At 70.0% G+C, this 13,900-nt stretch carries 8 protein-coding genes and 1 pseudogene; all 9 read left to right on the plus strand.

Annotation, left to right across the window (positions count from 1 at the left end; all coding sequences use genetic code 11):
• A partial coding sequence (locus tag ACF089_RS15970; RefSeq protein WP_392026487.1) for a HAMP domain-containing protein occupies window positions 1-4,201 on the plus strand: 4,201 nt, incomplete at its 5' end.
• 275 nt (window positions 4,202-4,476) lie between these two features.
• Entirely contained in the window at window positions 4,477-5,166 is a 690-nt protein-coding gene (locus ACF089_RS15975; RefSeq protein WP_392026489.1) for a two-component system response regulator, read from the plus strand.
• Between the two features lie 140 nt (window positions 5,167-5,306).
• Window positions 5,307-8,141: a DNA translocase FtsK gene (locus tag ACF089_RS15980; protein ID WP_392026490.1), complete on the plus strand. Its 2,835-nt coding sequence runs from the start codon at window positions 5,307-5,309 to the stop codon at window positions 8,139-8,141.
• 209 nt (window positions 8,142-8,350) lie between these two features.
• Entirely contained in the window at window positions 8,351-9,172 is an 822-nt protein-coding gene (locus ACF089_RS15985) for a helix-turn-helix domain-containing protein (protein ID WP_392026492.1), read from the plus strand.
• 71 nt (window positions 9,173-9,243) lie between these two features.
• Window positions 9,244-10,719, plus strand: a pseudogene (gene rimO / locus ACF089_RS15990) (30S ribosomal protein S12 methylthiotransferase RimO); the annotation flags it as partial.
• Window positions 10,720-10,985: 266 nt separating this feature from the next.
• The gene (pgsA, locus tag ACF089_RS15995) at window positions 10,986-11,651 is read left to right on the plus strand and encodes a CDP-diacylglycerol--glycerol-3-phosphate 3-phosphatidyltransferase (RefSeq protein WP_392026494.1); all 666 of its coding nucleotides are present in this window, start codon (window positions 10,986-10,988) and stop codon (window positions 11,649-11,651) included.
• The gene (locus ACF089_RS16000; RefSeq protein ID WP_392026496.1) at window positions 11,648-12,157 is read left to right on the plus strand and encodes a CinA family protein; all 510 of its coding nucleotides are present in this window, start codon (window positions 11,648-11,650) and stop codon (window positions 12,155-12,157) included. Before pgsA ends, ACF089_RS16000 begins: the two co-directional genes overlap by 4 nt.
• 109 nt (window positions 12,158-12,266) lie before the next feature.
• Window positions 12,267-12,650 carry a helix-turn-helix domain-containing protein gene (locus ACF089_RS16005; protein ID WP_392026497.1) on the plus strand — a complete coding sequence of 128 codons (384 nt, stop codon included), beginning with the start codon at window positions 12,267-12,269 and terminating at the stop codon, window positions 12,648-12,650.
• A gap of 460 nt (window positions 12,651-13,110) precedes the next feature.
• Complete coding sequence (locus tag ACF089_RS16010) at window positions 13,111-13,581, plus strand: Dps family protein (protein WP_392026499.1); 471 nt, start codon at window positions 13,111-13,113, stop codon at window positions 13,579-13,581.
• Window positions 13,582-13,900 lie beyond the last annotated feature (319 nt).

Here is a 13,900-nt window from a genome sequence, read left to right on the forward strand (position 1 = left end):
CGCGCAGGTGACGACGGCGGTCGCGAACGGCGATCTGTCGCAGAAGGTCACGGTGGATGTGGCCGGGGAGATGCTGGAGCTGAAGAACACCGTCAATACGATGGTGGACCAGCTGCAGTCCTTCGGTTCCGAGGTGACGCGGGTGGCCCGCGAGGTCGGCGTCGAGGGCCGGCTCGGCGGTCAGGCGCATGTGCCGGGCGCCGCGAACACCTGGAAGGACCTCACCGACTCGGTGAACACGGCCTTCCGCAATCTCACCGGCCAGGTGCGGGACATCGCGCAGGTGACGACGGCGGTCGCGAACGGCGATCTGTCGCAGAAGGTCACGGTGGATGTGGCCGGGGAGATGCTGGAGCTGAAGAACACCGTCAACACGATGGTGGCGCAGCTGTCGTCCTTCGCCGACCAGGTCACCCGGATGGCGCGGGACGTGGGCACGGAGGGGCGGCTCGGCGGTCAGGCGCGCGTCGACGGCGTCAGCGGCACCTGGAAGGAGCTGACGGACTCCGTCAACTTCATGGCGGGGAATCTGACGTCGCAGGTGCGCCAGATCGCGCAGGTGACGACGGCGGTGGCGCGCGGCGATCTGTCGCAGAAGATCGACGTGGACGCGCGGGGCGAGATCCTCGAACTGAAGAACACCATCAACACGATGGTCGACCAGCTCTCCGCCTTCGCCGATCAGGTGACCCGGGTGGCCCGCGAGGTGGGCACGGACGGGCGGCTCGGCGGCCAGGCGCAGGTGCCGGGTGTGGCCGGCGTGTGGCGTGATCTGACGGACTCCGTGAACGGCATGGCGGGGAATCTGACCTCGCAGGTCCGCAATATCGCGCAGGTCGCCACGGCGGTGGCGCGCGGCGATCTGTCGCAGAAGATCGACGTGGACGCGCGGGGCGAGATCCAGGAGCTGAAGAACACGCTCAACACGATGGTCGACCAGCTCTCCAACTTCGCGGAGCAGGTCACCAGGGTCGCGCGCGAGGTGGGCACCGAGGGCATCCTGGGCGGCCAGGCGGAGGTGCAGGGCGTCTCGGGCACCTGGAAGGACCTGACCCAGTCCGTCAACTTCATGGCGAACAACCTCACCTCGCAGGTGCGGAACATCGCCGAGGTGACCACCGCGGTCGCCAAGGGCGACCTCTCGAAGAAGATCACCGTCGACGCCAAGGGCGAGATCCTCGAACTGGTGACGACCGTGAACACGATGGTCGACCAGCTGCTGGACTTCGCGGACGAGGTGACCCGGGTGGCCCGTGAGGTGGGCACCGAGGGCGTCCTGGGCGGCCAGGCGCGGGTGCGCGGTGTCACGGGCATCTGGAAGGACCTCAGCGACAACGTCAATCTGATGGCCAACAATCTGACCAGCCAGGTCCGCAATATCGCGCGGGTCTCGGCGGCGGTCGCGGGCGGCGATCTGACGAAGAAGGTCACCGTCGAGGCGCGCGGCGAGGTCGCGGAGCTGGCGGACACCGTCAACACGATGGTGACGACGCTGTCCTCGTTCGCGGACGAGGTGACCCGGGTGGCCCGTGAGGTGGGCACCGAGGGCGAGCTGGGCGGTCAGGCCCATGTGCCCGGGGTCTCCGGGACCTGGAAGGACCTCACCGAGTCGGTGAACTCGATGGCGTCCAATCTGACCGGTCAGGTGCGGCAGATTGCGACCGTCACCACCGCCATCGCCAAGGGCGATCTCACCCGGAAGATCGACATCGACGCCCGGGGCGAGATCCTGGAGCTGAAGACCACCATCAACACCATGGTCGACCAGCTGTCGTCGTTCGCGGGAGAGGTCACCCGGGTGGCCCGTGAGGTGGGCACCGACGGGCAGTTGGGCGGTCAGGCGCGGGTGCGCGACGTGGACGGCACCTGGCGCGATCTCACCGAGTCCGTGAACGAGATGGCGGGGAATCTGACCCGTCAGGTGCGGGCGATCGCCGCCGTGGCCACGGCCGTGACCAGGGGCGATCTCAATCTGAAGATCGATGTGGACGCGGCCGGCGAGATTCAGGTCCTCCAGGACAACATCAATACGATGATCGCCAACCTCCGTGACACCACGCTCGCCAATGAGGAGCAGGACTGGCTCAAGGGCAATCTGGCCCGTATCTCCGGGCTGATGCAGGGCCGGCGCGATCTGGACGACGTGGCCTCGCTGATCATGAGCGAGCTGACGCCGGTCGTCTCCGCGCAGCACGGGGCCTTCTTCCTGGCGATGCAGACCGGCGGCCAGGATGTCGTCGGAGGCGGCGGGGACTCCTCGTACGAGCTGGTCATGAGGGCCAGTTACGGCTATTCGGCCGGTCTGATGCCCACCTCGTTCCGGCCCGGCGAGACGCTGATCGGGACGGCGGCGGAGGAGAAGCGGACGATCCAGGTGAATGTGCCGCCGGGGTATCTGAAGATCTCCTCGGGGCTGGGGGAGGCGTCGCCGGCGTATGTGATCGTGCTGCCGGTGCTCTTCGAGGGGAAGGTCCTCGGGGTGATCGAGCTGGCGTCGTTCCAGCCGTTCACCCAGATCCAGCGGGACTTCCTGAACCAGATCGCCGAGATGATCGCGACGAGCGTCAACACCATCAGCGTCAACACCAAGACCGAGGTGCTGCTGCATCAGTCGCAGGAGCTGACCGAGCAGCTGCGGGAGCGCTCCGCCGAGTTGGAGAACCGGCAGAAGGCGCTCCAGTCCTCCAACGCCGAACTGGAGGAGAAGGCCGAGCTGCTGGCCCAGCAGAACCGTGACATCGAGGTGAAGAACACCGAGATCGAGGAGGCCCGGCAGGTGCTGGAGGAGCGCGCCGAGCAGCTCGCGGTCTCGATGCGCTACAAGAGCGAGTTCCTGGCGAACATGTCGCACGAGCTGCGCACTCCGCTGAACTCGCTGCTGATCCTCGCCAAGCTGCTCGCCGACAACGCGGAGGGCAATCTCTCGCCGAAGCAGGTGGAGTTCGCCGAGACGATCCACGGCGCGGGTTCGGATCTGCTGCAGCTGATCAACGACATTCTCGATCTGTCGAAGGTCGAGGCGGGCAAGATGGATGTGAGTCCGACCCGGATCGCGCTGGTGCAGCTGGTCGACTATGTGGAGGCCACCTTCCGGCCGCTGACCGCGGAGAAGGGGCTCGACTTCTCCGTACGGGTCTCGCCCGAGCTGCCCGCGACCCTGCACACCGACGAGCAGCGGCTGCTCCAGGTGCTGCGCAATCTGCTGTCCAACGCGGTGAAGTTCACCGACTCGGGGGCGGTGGAGCTGGTGATCCGTCCGGCGAGCGCGGATGTGCCGCAGTCGATCAGGGAGCAGCTGCTGGAGGTCGGTTCGCTGCGGGACCCGGACGCGGATCTGATCGCCTTCTCGGTGACGGACACGGGCATCGGGATCGCGGCGGGCAAGATGCGGGTGATCTTCGAGGCGTTCAAGCAGGCGGACGGGACGACGAGCCGCAAGTACGGCGGTACGGGGCTCGGGCTGTCGATCAGCCGGGAGATCGCGCGGCTGCTCGGCGGTGAGATCCACGCGGCCAGCGAGCCCGGCCGGGGTTCGACGTTCACGCTGTATCTGCCGCTGCACCCCAGTGAGCTGCCGCCGAACGGCCATGGCACGGCGGCGGACACCAGTGATCCGGAGCGCGGTGTTCCGCAGCCGGAGCGTCATGCGATCGAGACGCACTCCCCGTCCGCGACGCTCTTCCGGCGGCGGCGCAAGGCGATCGGGGCCACGGAGGAGCGGGCCGCGCTGCCGCCCTCGGGCGGTCACGCCGCTGCGGCGGCCGGGCGGAGCGGTCACGCCCCGGCGGTCCCGGAGCCGCCGGAGCCGCGGCGCACCTTCAGCTTCGACCAGGAGAAGGTGCTCATCGTCGACGACGACATCCGCAATGTCTTCGCGCTCACCTCGGTGCTGGAGCAGAACGGGCTGACGGTGCTGTACGCGGAGAACGGCCGGGAGGGCATCGAGGTGCTGGAGCAGCACGACGATGTGACGGTCGTGCTGATGGACATCATGATGCCGGAGATGGACGGTTACGCGACGACGACGGCGATCCGCAGGATGCCGCAGTTCGCCGGGCTGCCGATCATCGCGCTCACCGCGAAGGCGATGAAGGGCGACCGGGAGAAGGCGATCGAGTCGGGGGCTTCGGACTATGTCACCAAGCCCGTCGACCCCGATCATCTGCTCTCCGTGATGGAGCAGTGGATGCGCCAGAGGTGAGCGGGGAGGGCCGCCGGCCGTGTCCGTCGCTGACTGACCGTGGCCGGCGGCGGTATGAAAGAGCGTCGTACGGGAACCATCCGGTCCCCTGCTGCGTTTCTGCTATGTGCGCAGTGACATCCTGGTGACAGGGTGTGGCGACGGGCAGGGTGCGGCTACCATGACCGGCACAACATTGGGCGACGCAAGCAAGTCGTCCCCTGGGGCGGCGCCGAAGGCGTACCCCGGCTCGAGGGAGCCGGGGGGACCCCAGGCCGGGGCGAGGAGGACGGGGCATGGTGCAGAAGGCCAAGATCCTCCTGGTCGATGACCGGCCGGAGAATCTGCTGGCGCTGGAGGCCATTCTCTCCGCGCTCGATCAGACACTGGTGCGGGCATCGTCAGGGGAGGAAGCGCTGAAGGCGCTGCTGACGGACGACTTCGCGGTCATTCTGCTGGACGTTCAGATGCCCGGCATGGACGGATTCGAGACCGCCGCGCACATCAAGCGGCGGGAGCGGACCCGGGACATCCCGATCATCTTTCTCACGGCGATCAATCACGGCCCGCACCACACCTTCCGGGGGTATGCGGCGGGTGCGGTCGACTACATCTCCAAGCCGTTCGACCCGTGGGTGCTGCGGGCGAAGGTCTCGGTGTTCGTCGAGCTGTACATGAAGAACTGTCAATTGCGTGAGCAGGCGGCGCTGCTGCGGCTCCAGCTGGAGAACGGCGCGGGCGCCCAGCCGAGCGCGGGGAGCGCCGGCCGGGAGTCGGCGGGGCTGCTCGCCGAGCTGTCCGCGCGGCTCGCCGCTGTCGAGGAGCAGGCGGAGGCGCTCTCCAAGCAGCTGGACGACGAGTCGGCCGACGCGGCCGCGGTCGCCACCGCCGCTCATCTGGAGCGCAAACTCACCGGTCTGCGGCGGGCGCTGGACGCGCTGGAGCCCGGCACGGGCGGTGCGCCGACGCTGCAGTCCCCCGGCTGACGGCCGGGGGACCGTCCGGCCGGGGCGGTTCGCCGGCCGGCTGAAAGCCCGTCATCCCGGTGGTGCGGGCAGGGCGACACGAACGGGTGAAGCAGTGGGCACACGTGTCCACTGCCCCCGACACCGGTAACCTCACCACCATGGCCTCACGTACGTCCGGCAAGGGTTCCGAGGACACGGCGGGCGCCGCGAAACCGCGCACCGGCCGTACGAGCGGTGGCGCGGCGGCCGCGAGGAAACCGGCCAAGAGCCCCGCCAAGAAGACCGCGCCCGCGAAACGCGCTCCCGCGCGCAAAGCCGCGCCCGCGAAGAAGGCTCCGCCGAAGAAGACGGCGGCGAAGCGGCCCGCGCCCAGGCCGGCGCCGTCGCCGACCGGGGGCGTCTACCGTTTCGTCCGCGCCTGCTGGCTCGGTGTCGCCCATGCCGTGGGCGCGCTCTTCCGGGGCATAGGGCGGGGCGCGAAGGGGCTCGATCCGGCGCACCGCAAGGACGGCGTCGCCCTGCTGCTGCTCGGGGTCGCCCTGATCGTCGCGGCCGGGACCTGGTCCAATCTGCGCGGGCCGGTCGGGGACCTGGTCGAGTTGCTGGTGACCACGGCGTTCGGCAGGCTCGATCTGCTGGTGCCCATACTGCTCGGAGTGATCGCCGTCCGACTGATCCTCCACCCGGAGAAACCCGACGCGAACGGCCGGATCGTGATCGGGCTCTCCGCCCTGGTCATCGGGGTCCTCGGGCAGGTGCACATCGCCTGCGGTTCGCCGGAGCGCGCCGACACCGAGGCGCTCCAGGACGCGGGCGGTCTGATCGGCTGGGCCGCCGCGACTCCGCTGATCTTCATGGTCGGCACCGTGCTCGCCGTACCGCTGCTCGTGCTTCTCACCGTCTTCGGGCTGCTGGTCGTCACGGCCACCCCGGTCAACGCCATTCCGCAGCGGCTGCGGCTGCTCGGCTCCCGGCTGGGCCTGGTCGCGCCGCCGTACGACGAGCGGGACCGGGTGGAGGGGGACGACGACCGGCGGTACGAGGAGCAGTGGCGCGAGGCGGTGCCGGGGCGCGTACGGCGTGCGCCCGCGCGCCGGAGCGAAGCGCCCGGGGAGTACGCCCCCGAGCAGGCGGAGGAGGAGGCGCTCACCCGGCGGCGCAAGCCGCGCAGGGCCTCCGGGCAGGCCCCGGGGGAGCGCCCCATGGACGCCGTGGACGTGGCGGCCGCCGCGGCGGCCGCGCTCGACGGGGCGGTCTACAACGGGCTGCCGCCCTCTCCGGTGGTCGCCGATCTGACCAAGGACGTCACCGCCGACCGGCAGCGGGCCGCCTCGCCGGTGCCGCCCGCGCGCGAGCCCCGCAAGCGGCCCGGGGCGGCGGCCGGCGAGCCCGCGGCCGACCGGTCCGGGGCGGCGGACGAGCCCTCGGCCCGGGGCGTCGTACCCGATCTGACGAAGCCCGCGCCCGAGCACGCGCAGCCGCTGCCGGCCCGGGCCGAGCAGCTCCAGCTGTCGGGGGACATCACCTACGCGCTGCCCTCGCTCGATCTGCTGGAGCGCGGCGGCCCCGGCAAGACGCGCAGCGCCGCCAACGACGCCGTCGTCGCCTCGCTCACCAATGTGTTCATGGAGTTCAAGGTCGACGCGGCCGTCACCGGCTTCACCCGGGGCCCGACGGTGACCCGGTACGAGGTGGAGCTGGGCCCGGCCGTGAAGGTCGAGCGGATCACGGCGCTGACCAAGAACATCGCGTACGCCGTCGCCAGTCCCGATGTGCGGATCATCTCGCCGATCCCGGGGAAGTCCGCCGTCGGCATCGAGATCCCCAACACCGACCGCGAGATGGTCAACCTCGGCGATGTGCTGCGGCTGGCCGACGCGGCGGAGGACGACCATCCGATGCTGGTCGCGCTCGGCAAGGACGTCGAGGGCGGCTATGTGATGGCGAACCTGGCGAAGATGCCGCACATCCTGGTCGCCGGAGCGACCGGCTCCGGCAAGTCCTCCTGCATCAACTGCCTGATCACCTCGGTCATGATACGAGCGACTCCGGAGGACGTCCGGATGGTGCTGGTCGACCCCAAGCGGGTCGAGCTGACCGCCTACGAGGGCATTCCGCACCTGATCACGCCGATCATCACCAACCCCAAGCGGGCCGCCGAGGCGCTCCAGTGGGTCGTCCGGGAGATGGATCTGCGGTACGACGATCTCGCGGCCTACGGATACCGGCACATCGACGACTTCAACCAGGCGGTCCGCTCCGGCAAGGTCAAACCGCCCGAGGGCAGCGGGCGGGAGCTTCAGCCCTATCCGTATCTGCTGGTCATCGTGGACGAGCTGGCGGATCTGATGATGGTGGCCCCGAGAGACGTCGAGGACGCCATCGTCCGGATCACCCAGCTCGCGCGCGCGGCCGGCATCCATCTGGTGCTGGCCACCCAGCGGCCGTCCGTCGACGTCGTCACCGGTCTGATCAAGGCGAACGTGCCCTCCCGGCTCGCCTTCGCCACCTCCTCGCTCGCCGACAGCCGGGTCATCCTCGACCAGCCGGGCGCGGAGAAGCTGATCGGCAAGGGCGACGGGCTCTTCCTGCCGATGGGCGCGAACAAGCCGACCCGGATGCAGGGCGCCTTCGTCACCGAGGACGAGGTCGCCGTCGTCGTCCAGCACTGCAAGGACCAGATGGCCCCCGTCTTCCGGGAGGACGTCGTCGTCGGCTCCCAGCGGAAGAAGGAGATCGACGAGGAGATCGGCGACGATCTTGATCTGCTCTGCCAGGCGGCCGAACTCGTGGTATCGACCCAGTTCGGGTCGACGTCGATGCTCCAGCGCAAGCTGCGCGTCGGCTTCGCCAAGGCCGGACGGCTGATGGATCTCATGGAGTCGCGGAACATCGTCGGACCGAGCGAGGGGTCCAAGGCGCGTGACGTTCTGGTGAAACCTGAGGAGCTGGAGGGAGTGCTCGCCGTGATCCGGGGAGAGTCTCACCCGTAAGGGTTCGGCTCGGGCGCGGTTTCACGGGCAACCGTTTCCCCCGGTCGAACGTCAAGTTGGAGGAAGGGGCGGGAAAACCGCCCCGTCCCCCGGAGGGCCACCGGCCATACCGATGGCGTACAAACTCCGGTCGCCCGGTTGCCCCACCCTTTCGTACCAGCCATACACTGAACCTCCAGCAGGTGGTTACACGCTCGAAAGGCGCCCTCGTGTCCATCGGCAACTCCCCCGAAGACGACCGGCCTTTCCCCGAGGACGACCGGCCTTCCATCGGGCAGGTCCTCCACCAGGCCCGTGTCGGCGCCGGCCTGACCGTCGACGAGGTCAGCGCCGCCACCCGGGTGCGGGTCCCGATCATCCACGCGATCGAGCAGGACGACTTCTCCCGCAGCGGCGGCGATGTGTACGCGCGCGGGCACATCCGGATGATCGCCCAGTTCGTGGGGCTCGACCCCGCCGCGCTGGTCGCGCAGTACGACGCCGAGCACGGCGGGCGGCCCGCGCCCACCCCCGCCGCACCGCTGTTCGAGGCCGAGCGCATCCGGCCCGAGCCGCGCCGCCCCAACTGGACCGCCGCCATGGTCGCCGCGATCGTCGTCGTCATCGGCTTCGTCGGCTTCACCCTCGTCGGCGGCGGGGACGGCGGCGGCCGGAGCGACCAGGTGGCGGAGGGGCCCGCGGCCGAGGAGAAGCCCTCCAAGGCCCCCAGCCGCAAGCCCGCCGACCCCAAGCCCGACCCGTCGGACAGCGCCATCGCCGCCGTGCCCAAGGGCAAGGTCACCGTCCGGCTCTCCGTCGTCGACGACAAGAGCTGGATCTCCGCCAAGTCCCACAACGGCAAGCTCCTCTTCGACGGGACCCTCGCGAAGGGCGATTCCAAGACCTTCCAGGACGACGAGCGGATCGACCTCATCCTCGGAAACGCTGGGGCGATCGAGCTGTACGTCAATGGAAAGAAGGTCGAGGACGAGTTCCGTCCCGGGCAGGTCGAGCGCCTTTCGTACACCGAGGGTGATCCCCAGGTCGGCTGAGACCGCCCGCCCGGCGGACGGGGGAGCCCTGGAGGCAGGGGCGTGGGCCAGGACAAAGTAGTCTTGAGCCCATGCCCGAACGCCGTACCGTCGCCCTTGTCACTCTTGGCTGCGCCCGTAACGAGGTGGACTCGGAGGAGCTCGCAGGCCGCTTGGCAGCGGACGGCTGGGAGCTTGTCGAGGAAGCCGCCGACGCGGACGTCGCCGTCGTCAACACCTGCGGCTTCGTCGAGGCCGCCAAGAAGGACTCCGTCGACGCCCTCCTCGAAGCCAATGACCTCAAGGACCACGGCAGAACCCAGGCCGTGGTCGCCGTCGGCTGCATGGCCGAGCGGTACGGCAAGGAGCTGGCCGAGGCCCTCCCCGAAGCCGACGGCGTCCTCGGCTTCGACGACTACGCCGACATCTCCGACCGGCTCCAGACCATCCTCAGCGGCGGGATCCACGCCTCGCACACCCCGCGCGACCGGCGCAAGCTGCTGCCGCTGAGCCCGGCCGACCGGCAGAAGGCCTCCGGAGTGGCGCTGCCCGGCCACGGCGAGCCCGCCGAGCCCGCCGCGGACGTCCCGCTGGTGGACCTCGCCGACCTCACCGACCTCCCGGACGGCGTCGCCCCGGTCTCCGGTCCGCGCGCGCCGCTCCGCCGCCGGCTCGGCACCAGCCCGGTCGCCTCCGTCAAACTCGCCTCCGGCTGCGACCGGCGCTGCTCCTTCTGCGCCATCCCGTCGTTCCGCGGCTCCTTCATCTCCCGCCGCCCCAGCGATGTGCTCGGCGAGACCCGCTGGCTGGCCGAGCAGGGCGTCAAGGAGGTCATGCTCGTCTCCGAGAACAACACCTCCTACGGCAAGGACCTGGGCGACATCCGCCTGCTGGAGACCCTGCTGCCTGAGCTGGCGGCGGTCGACGGCATCGAGCGGATCCGCGTCAGCTACCTCCAGCCCGCCGAGATGCGGCCCGGACTGATCGACGTGCTGACCTCCACCCCCAAGATCGCGCCGTACTTCGATCTCTCCTTCCAGCACTCCGCGCCCGCCGTGCTGCGCTCGATGCGCCGCTTCGGCGACACGGACCGCTTCCTCGACCTGCTGGAGACCATCCGCTCCAAGGCCCCGCAGGCCGGAGTGCGGTCCAACTTCATCGTCGGCTTCCCCGGTGAGAGCCAGAGCGACTTCGCCGAGCTGGAACGCTTCCTCACCCACGCCCGGCTCGACGCCGTCGGCGTGTTCGGCTACTCCGACGAGGACGGCACCGAGGCCGCCACGTACCAGGGCAAACTCAGCGACGAGATCATCGCCGAGCGGCTGGCGCATCTCTCCCGGCTCGCCGAGGAGCTGACCTCGCAGCGTGCCGAGGAGCGACTCGGTGAGAGCCTGGAAGTGCTGGTCGAGTCGGTCGACGGCGAGGACGGAGCCGTCGGCCGGGCCGCTCACCAGGCGCCCGAGACCGACGGCCAGATCGTCTTCACCTCGCGTGAGGGCCTGGTCGCGGGCCGTATGGTCATGGCCAAGGCGATCGGGTCCGAAGGGGTCGACCTGCTGGCCGAGTACCTGGGGGACATTCCGGCGGGGCGTACCGGGGATGCCGGGGACGCGGTGGACCGTCCGGTCCCGGCCGGTGTGCTCGACGGTCACCGGACTCCGGGCGGCGGCGGTTCGGCCGTCGGCGCTTCGGGCGGCGGCATTGTGGGCGTCGGCGCTTCACGCGGCGGTGTTGCGGGCGTCGGCGCTTCGGGCGTCGAGGGTCCGAGCGGCAAGGCTCAGGGCGCCGAGGCCCAGGGCGGCGGACGGCGGATCCCGGGCGAGGAGGCGGCCAGATGACCGGAGTGCCGGCATCCGCGGGGGGCGGCACCGGTAGGCCCGCACCCGGCGGCAAGCTGGGCGCTGCGGCCGTCAATCAGGCCAGCCTGTGGAACATCGCCAACATCCTCACCATGGTGCGGCTCGTTCTGGTGCCCGCCTTCGTCCTGCTGATGCTCCAGGACGGCGGATACGATCCGGCCTGGCGCGCCTGGGCGTGGGCGGCGTTCGCCGTCGCCATGATCACGGACATCTTCGACGGACATCTGGCGCGCACCTACAACCTGGTCACGGACTTCGGGAAGATCGCCGACCCGATCGCCGACAAGGCGATCATGGCCGCCGGGCTGATCTGTCTGTCGTCGCTCGGCGATCTGCCCTGGTGGGTGACCGGGCTGATTCTCTTCCGCGAGCTGGGTATCACGCTGATGCGGTTCTGGGTGATCCGTCACGGCGTGATTCCCGCCAGCCGGGGCGGCAAGCTGAAGACCCTCGCCCAGGGCACCGCGGTCGGCATGTACGTCCTGGCGCTGACCGGGCCGCTGGCCACCCTCCGCTTCTGGGTGATGGCCCTCGCCGTCGTGCTGACCCTTCTCACCGGCCTCGACTATGTGCGCCAAGCGATCATGCTGCGCCGCCGGGGACTCGCCAAGGAGCGCGGCGCCGTCGGGGGCGCGGGATGACCACGGCGGCCCGGGTGCTCGGGATGCTTGCGGAGCGTGGCGAGACCGTGGCCGTGGCGGAGTCGCTCACGGGTGGTCTCGTGGCCGCCGAGCTGACGGCGGTGCCGGGCGCGTCGAACGCCTTCCGCGGTTCGGTGACGGCGTACACGACCGAGCTGAAGCACGATGTGCTGGGTGTCGAGGAAACCCTCCTGGCGGAGCGCGGAGCGGTGAATCCCGAGGTCGCTTCGCAGATGGCGGCCGGTGTGCGCACCGTTCTGGGGGCCGGCTGGGGCATCGCCACCACGGGTGTCGCCGGGCCCGGCCCGCAGGACGGACAGCCGGCCGGGACGGTCCACATCGCGGTCTGCGGACCGGACGGGACAGGGAAATCGGCCGCACTGCGATTGAACGGGACCCGGGCGGAAATCCGTAGAGAGAGTGTACGGAGCGTGCTCGGCCTGCTTCTGGATGAACTCCTGGGGCCGACGCGGGCACAGGATACGGAACAGAACGGGGGGAATTGATGTTTGCAGCCCTGAGTGAACACGACATCGCTCCCCGCACGGCCGCAGCGCGAGGCGGTACGGTGGGGCGTGAAGGATGCGGCTACGCGGTCCGAGGAGGGAGCCACCGATGATTCTGCTCCGTCGCCTGCTGGGTGACGTGCTGCGTCGGCAGCGCCAGCGCCAGGGCCGTACTCTGCGCGAAGTCTCCTCGTCCGCCCGAGTTTCGCTCGGCTATCTCTCCGAGGTGGAGCGGGGGCAGAAGGAGGCATCCTCCGAGCTGCTCTCCGCGATCTGCGACGCGCTTGACGTACGGATGTCCGAGCTCATGCGGGAAGTGAGCGATGAACTGTCGCTGGCCGAACTGGCCGCGTCGGCAGCGGCCGGCGAGCCGGTGCCCGCACCAGTGCGGTCGATGCTGAACTCCGTCTCCGTGACGTCGGTGGCGGGTGTGCCGACGGAGCGGGTGACGATCAAGGCGCCGGCGGAAGCCGTCGACGTCGTCGCCGCGTAATCACCACAGCCTGTCGCTGTGGCGGTGCGCTTACGGCGCTCCAGAGCGCCGGCCGCGGTACGGAGCGGGTGCGTACGGCGATCGGCGCCGATGTACGAAGTTGGTGTGAGCCGAGCCCCGGCCACTGCCCCTGAGGGGGTGGGGGACCGGGGTTTTCGCTGTGTGGGGTGAGGCCAGGGGCCGGGGCGGGGGCCGGGGGTCTGTGGGGTCGGGGGGCTGTGGGGGTGCGGGTTCGCGGGGTGCGGGCCTGCGCTTGGCCTGCGGGTTCGCGGGGCGCCGGCCTGCGCTTTTGTGGGGCGCGGGCCTGGGGTTTTGTGGTGTGAGATTCAGGACTTTTGTCCGGCGGGTTGGCGGGTAGGCGACCATTTGAGCCGGTTCGGTCGGGTGAGGGCCGTCCGAATGTCTGGTTCGGAGGCCTATGTCATGGTGGAAATCACCGACAACCGAGTGGAGGACTTGCATGTCTGTCGTCAAGAGCCCGTTGTCCGATGCCGATCTGAAGACGGTCGGCGAGGCACTGCGAGGCGCACTCGTGGATCTGGTGGATCTCTCGCTCGTCGCCAAGCAGGTCCACTGGAATGTCGTGGGCCCGCGCTTCCGGTCCGTACACCTTCAGCTCGACGAGGTCGTGGACACCGCCAGGCTGCACTCCGACACGGTGGCCGAACGCTGCTCGGCGATCGGAGTCTCCCCGGACGGCCGGTCGGCGACCGTGGCCTCGCAGAGCGCCATCGGCGCCGTGCCCGAGGGCTGGATCAAGGACGGCGACGCGGTCCAGGTGCTGGTCCGCGCGCTGGACGCGGTGATCGTACGGATGCGGGAGCGCGTCTCGGTCACCGGCGACCCGGACCCGGTGAGCCAGGACATCCTGATCGGGCTCACGGCCGATCTCGAGAAGCACGCGTGGATGTTCCAGGCCGAGAGCGCCTAGCCGCCCTGGTGCGCCGGGAGCCCGCGGGGCGGCGTCGCGCCGCCCCCGGGGGCTCCCGGGCGACGCGGCCCGCGCCCGAGCCCGCGTCGGCGTGGTGGGCGGCGACCGGGTCTCCTTCGCGTGGGCCGGTGCGCGCCGGGCGGAGTACGTGGGTCGGCCGGGCCTCGGATGTCATCGCGGAAGTCCGTTCGATCGCTGAAGTTCGCGAACGCCGGCGGCGGGATCGCGGAGGGCGGGCGGAAAGTTCCCGGAACGTCGTACCGCTCCACCTCATACCGCCCTTCGGCGCGGCGGTGACGGGCGGAGGCCGTGAGGGAGC

It is taken from the genome of Streptomyces sp. NPDC014894, from assembly GCF_043080985.1.
Lineage (GTDB): Bacteria > Actinomycetota > Actinomycetes > Streptomycetales > Streptomycetaceae > Streptomyces.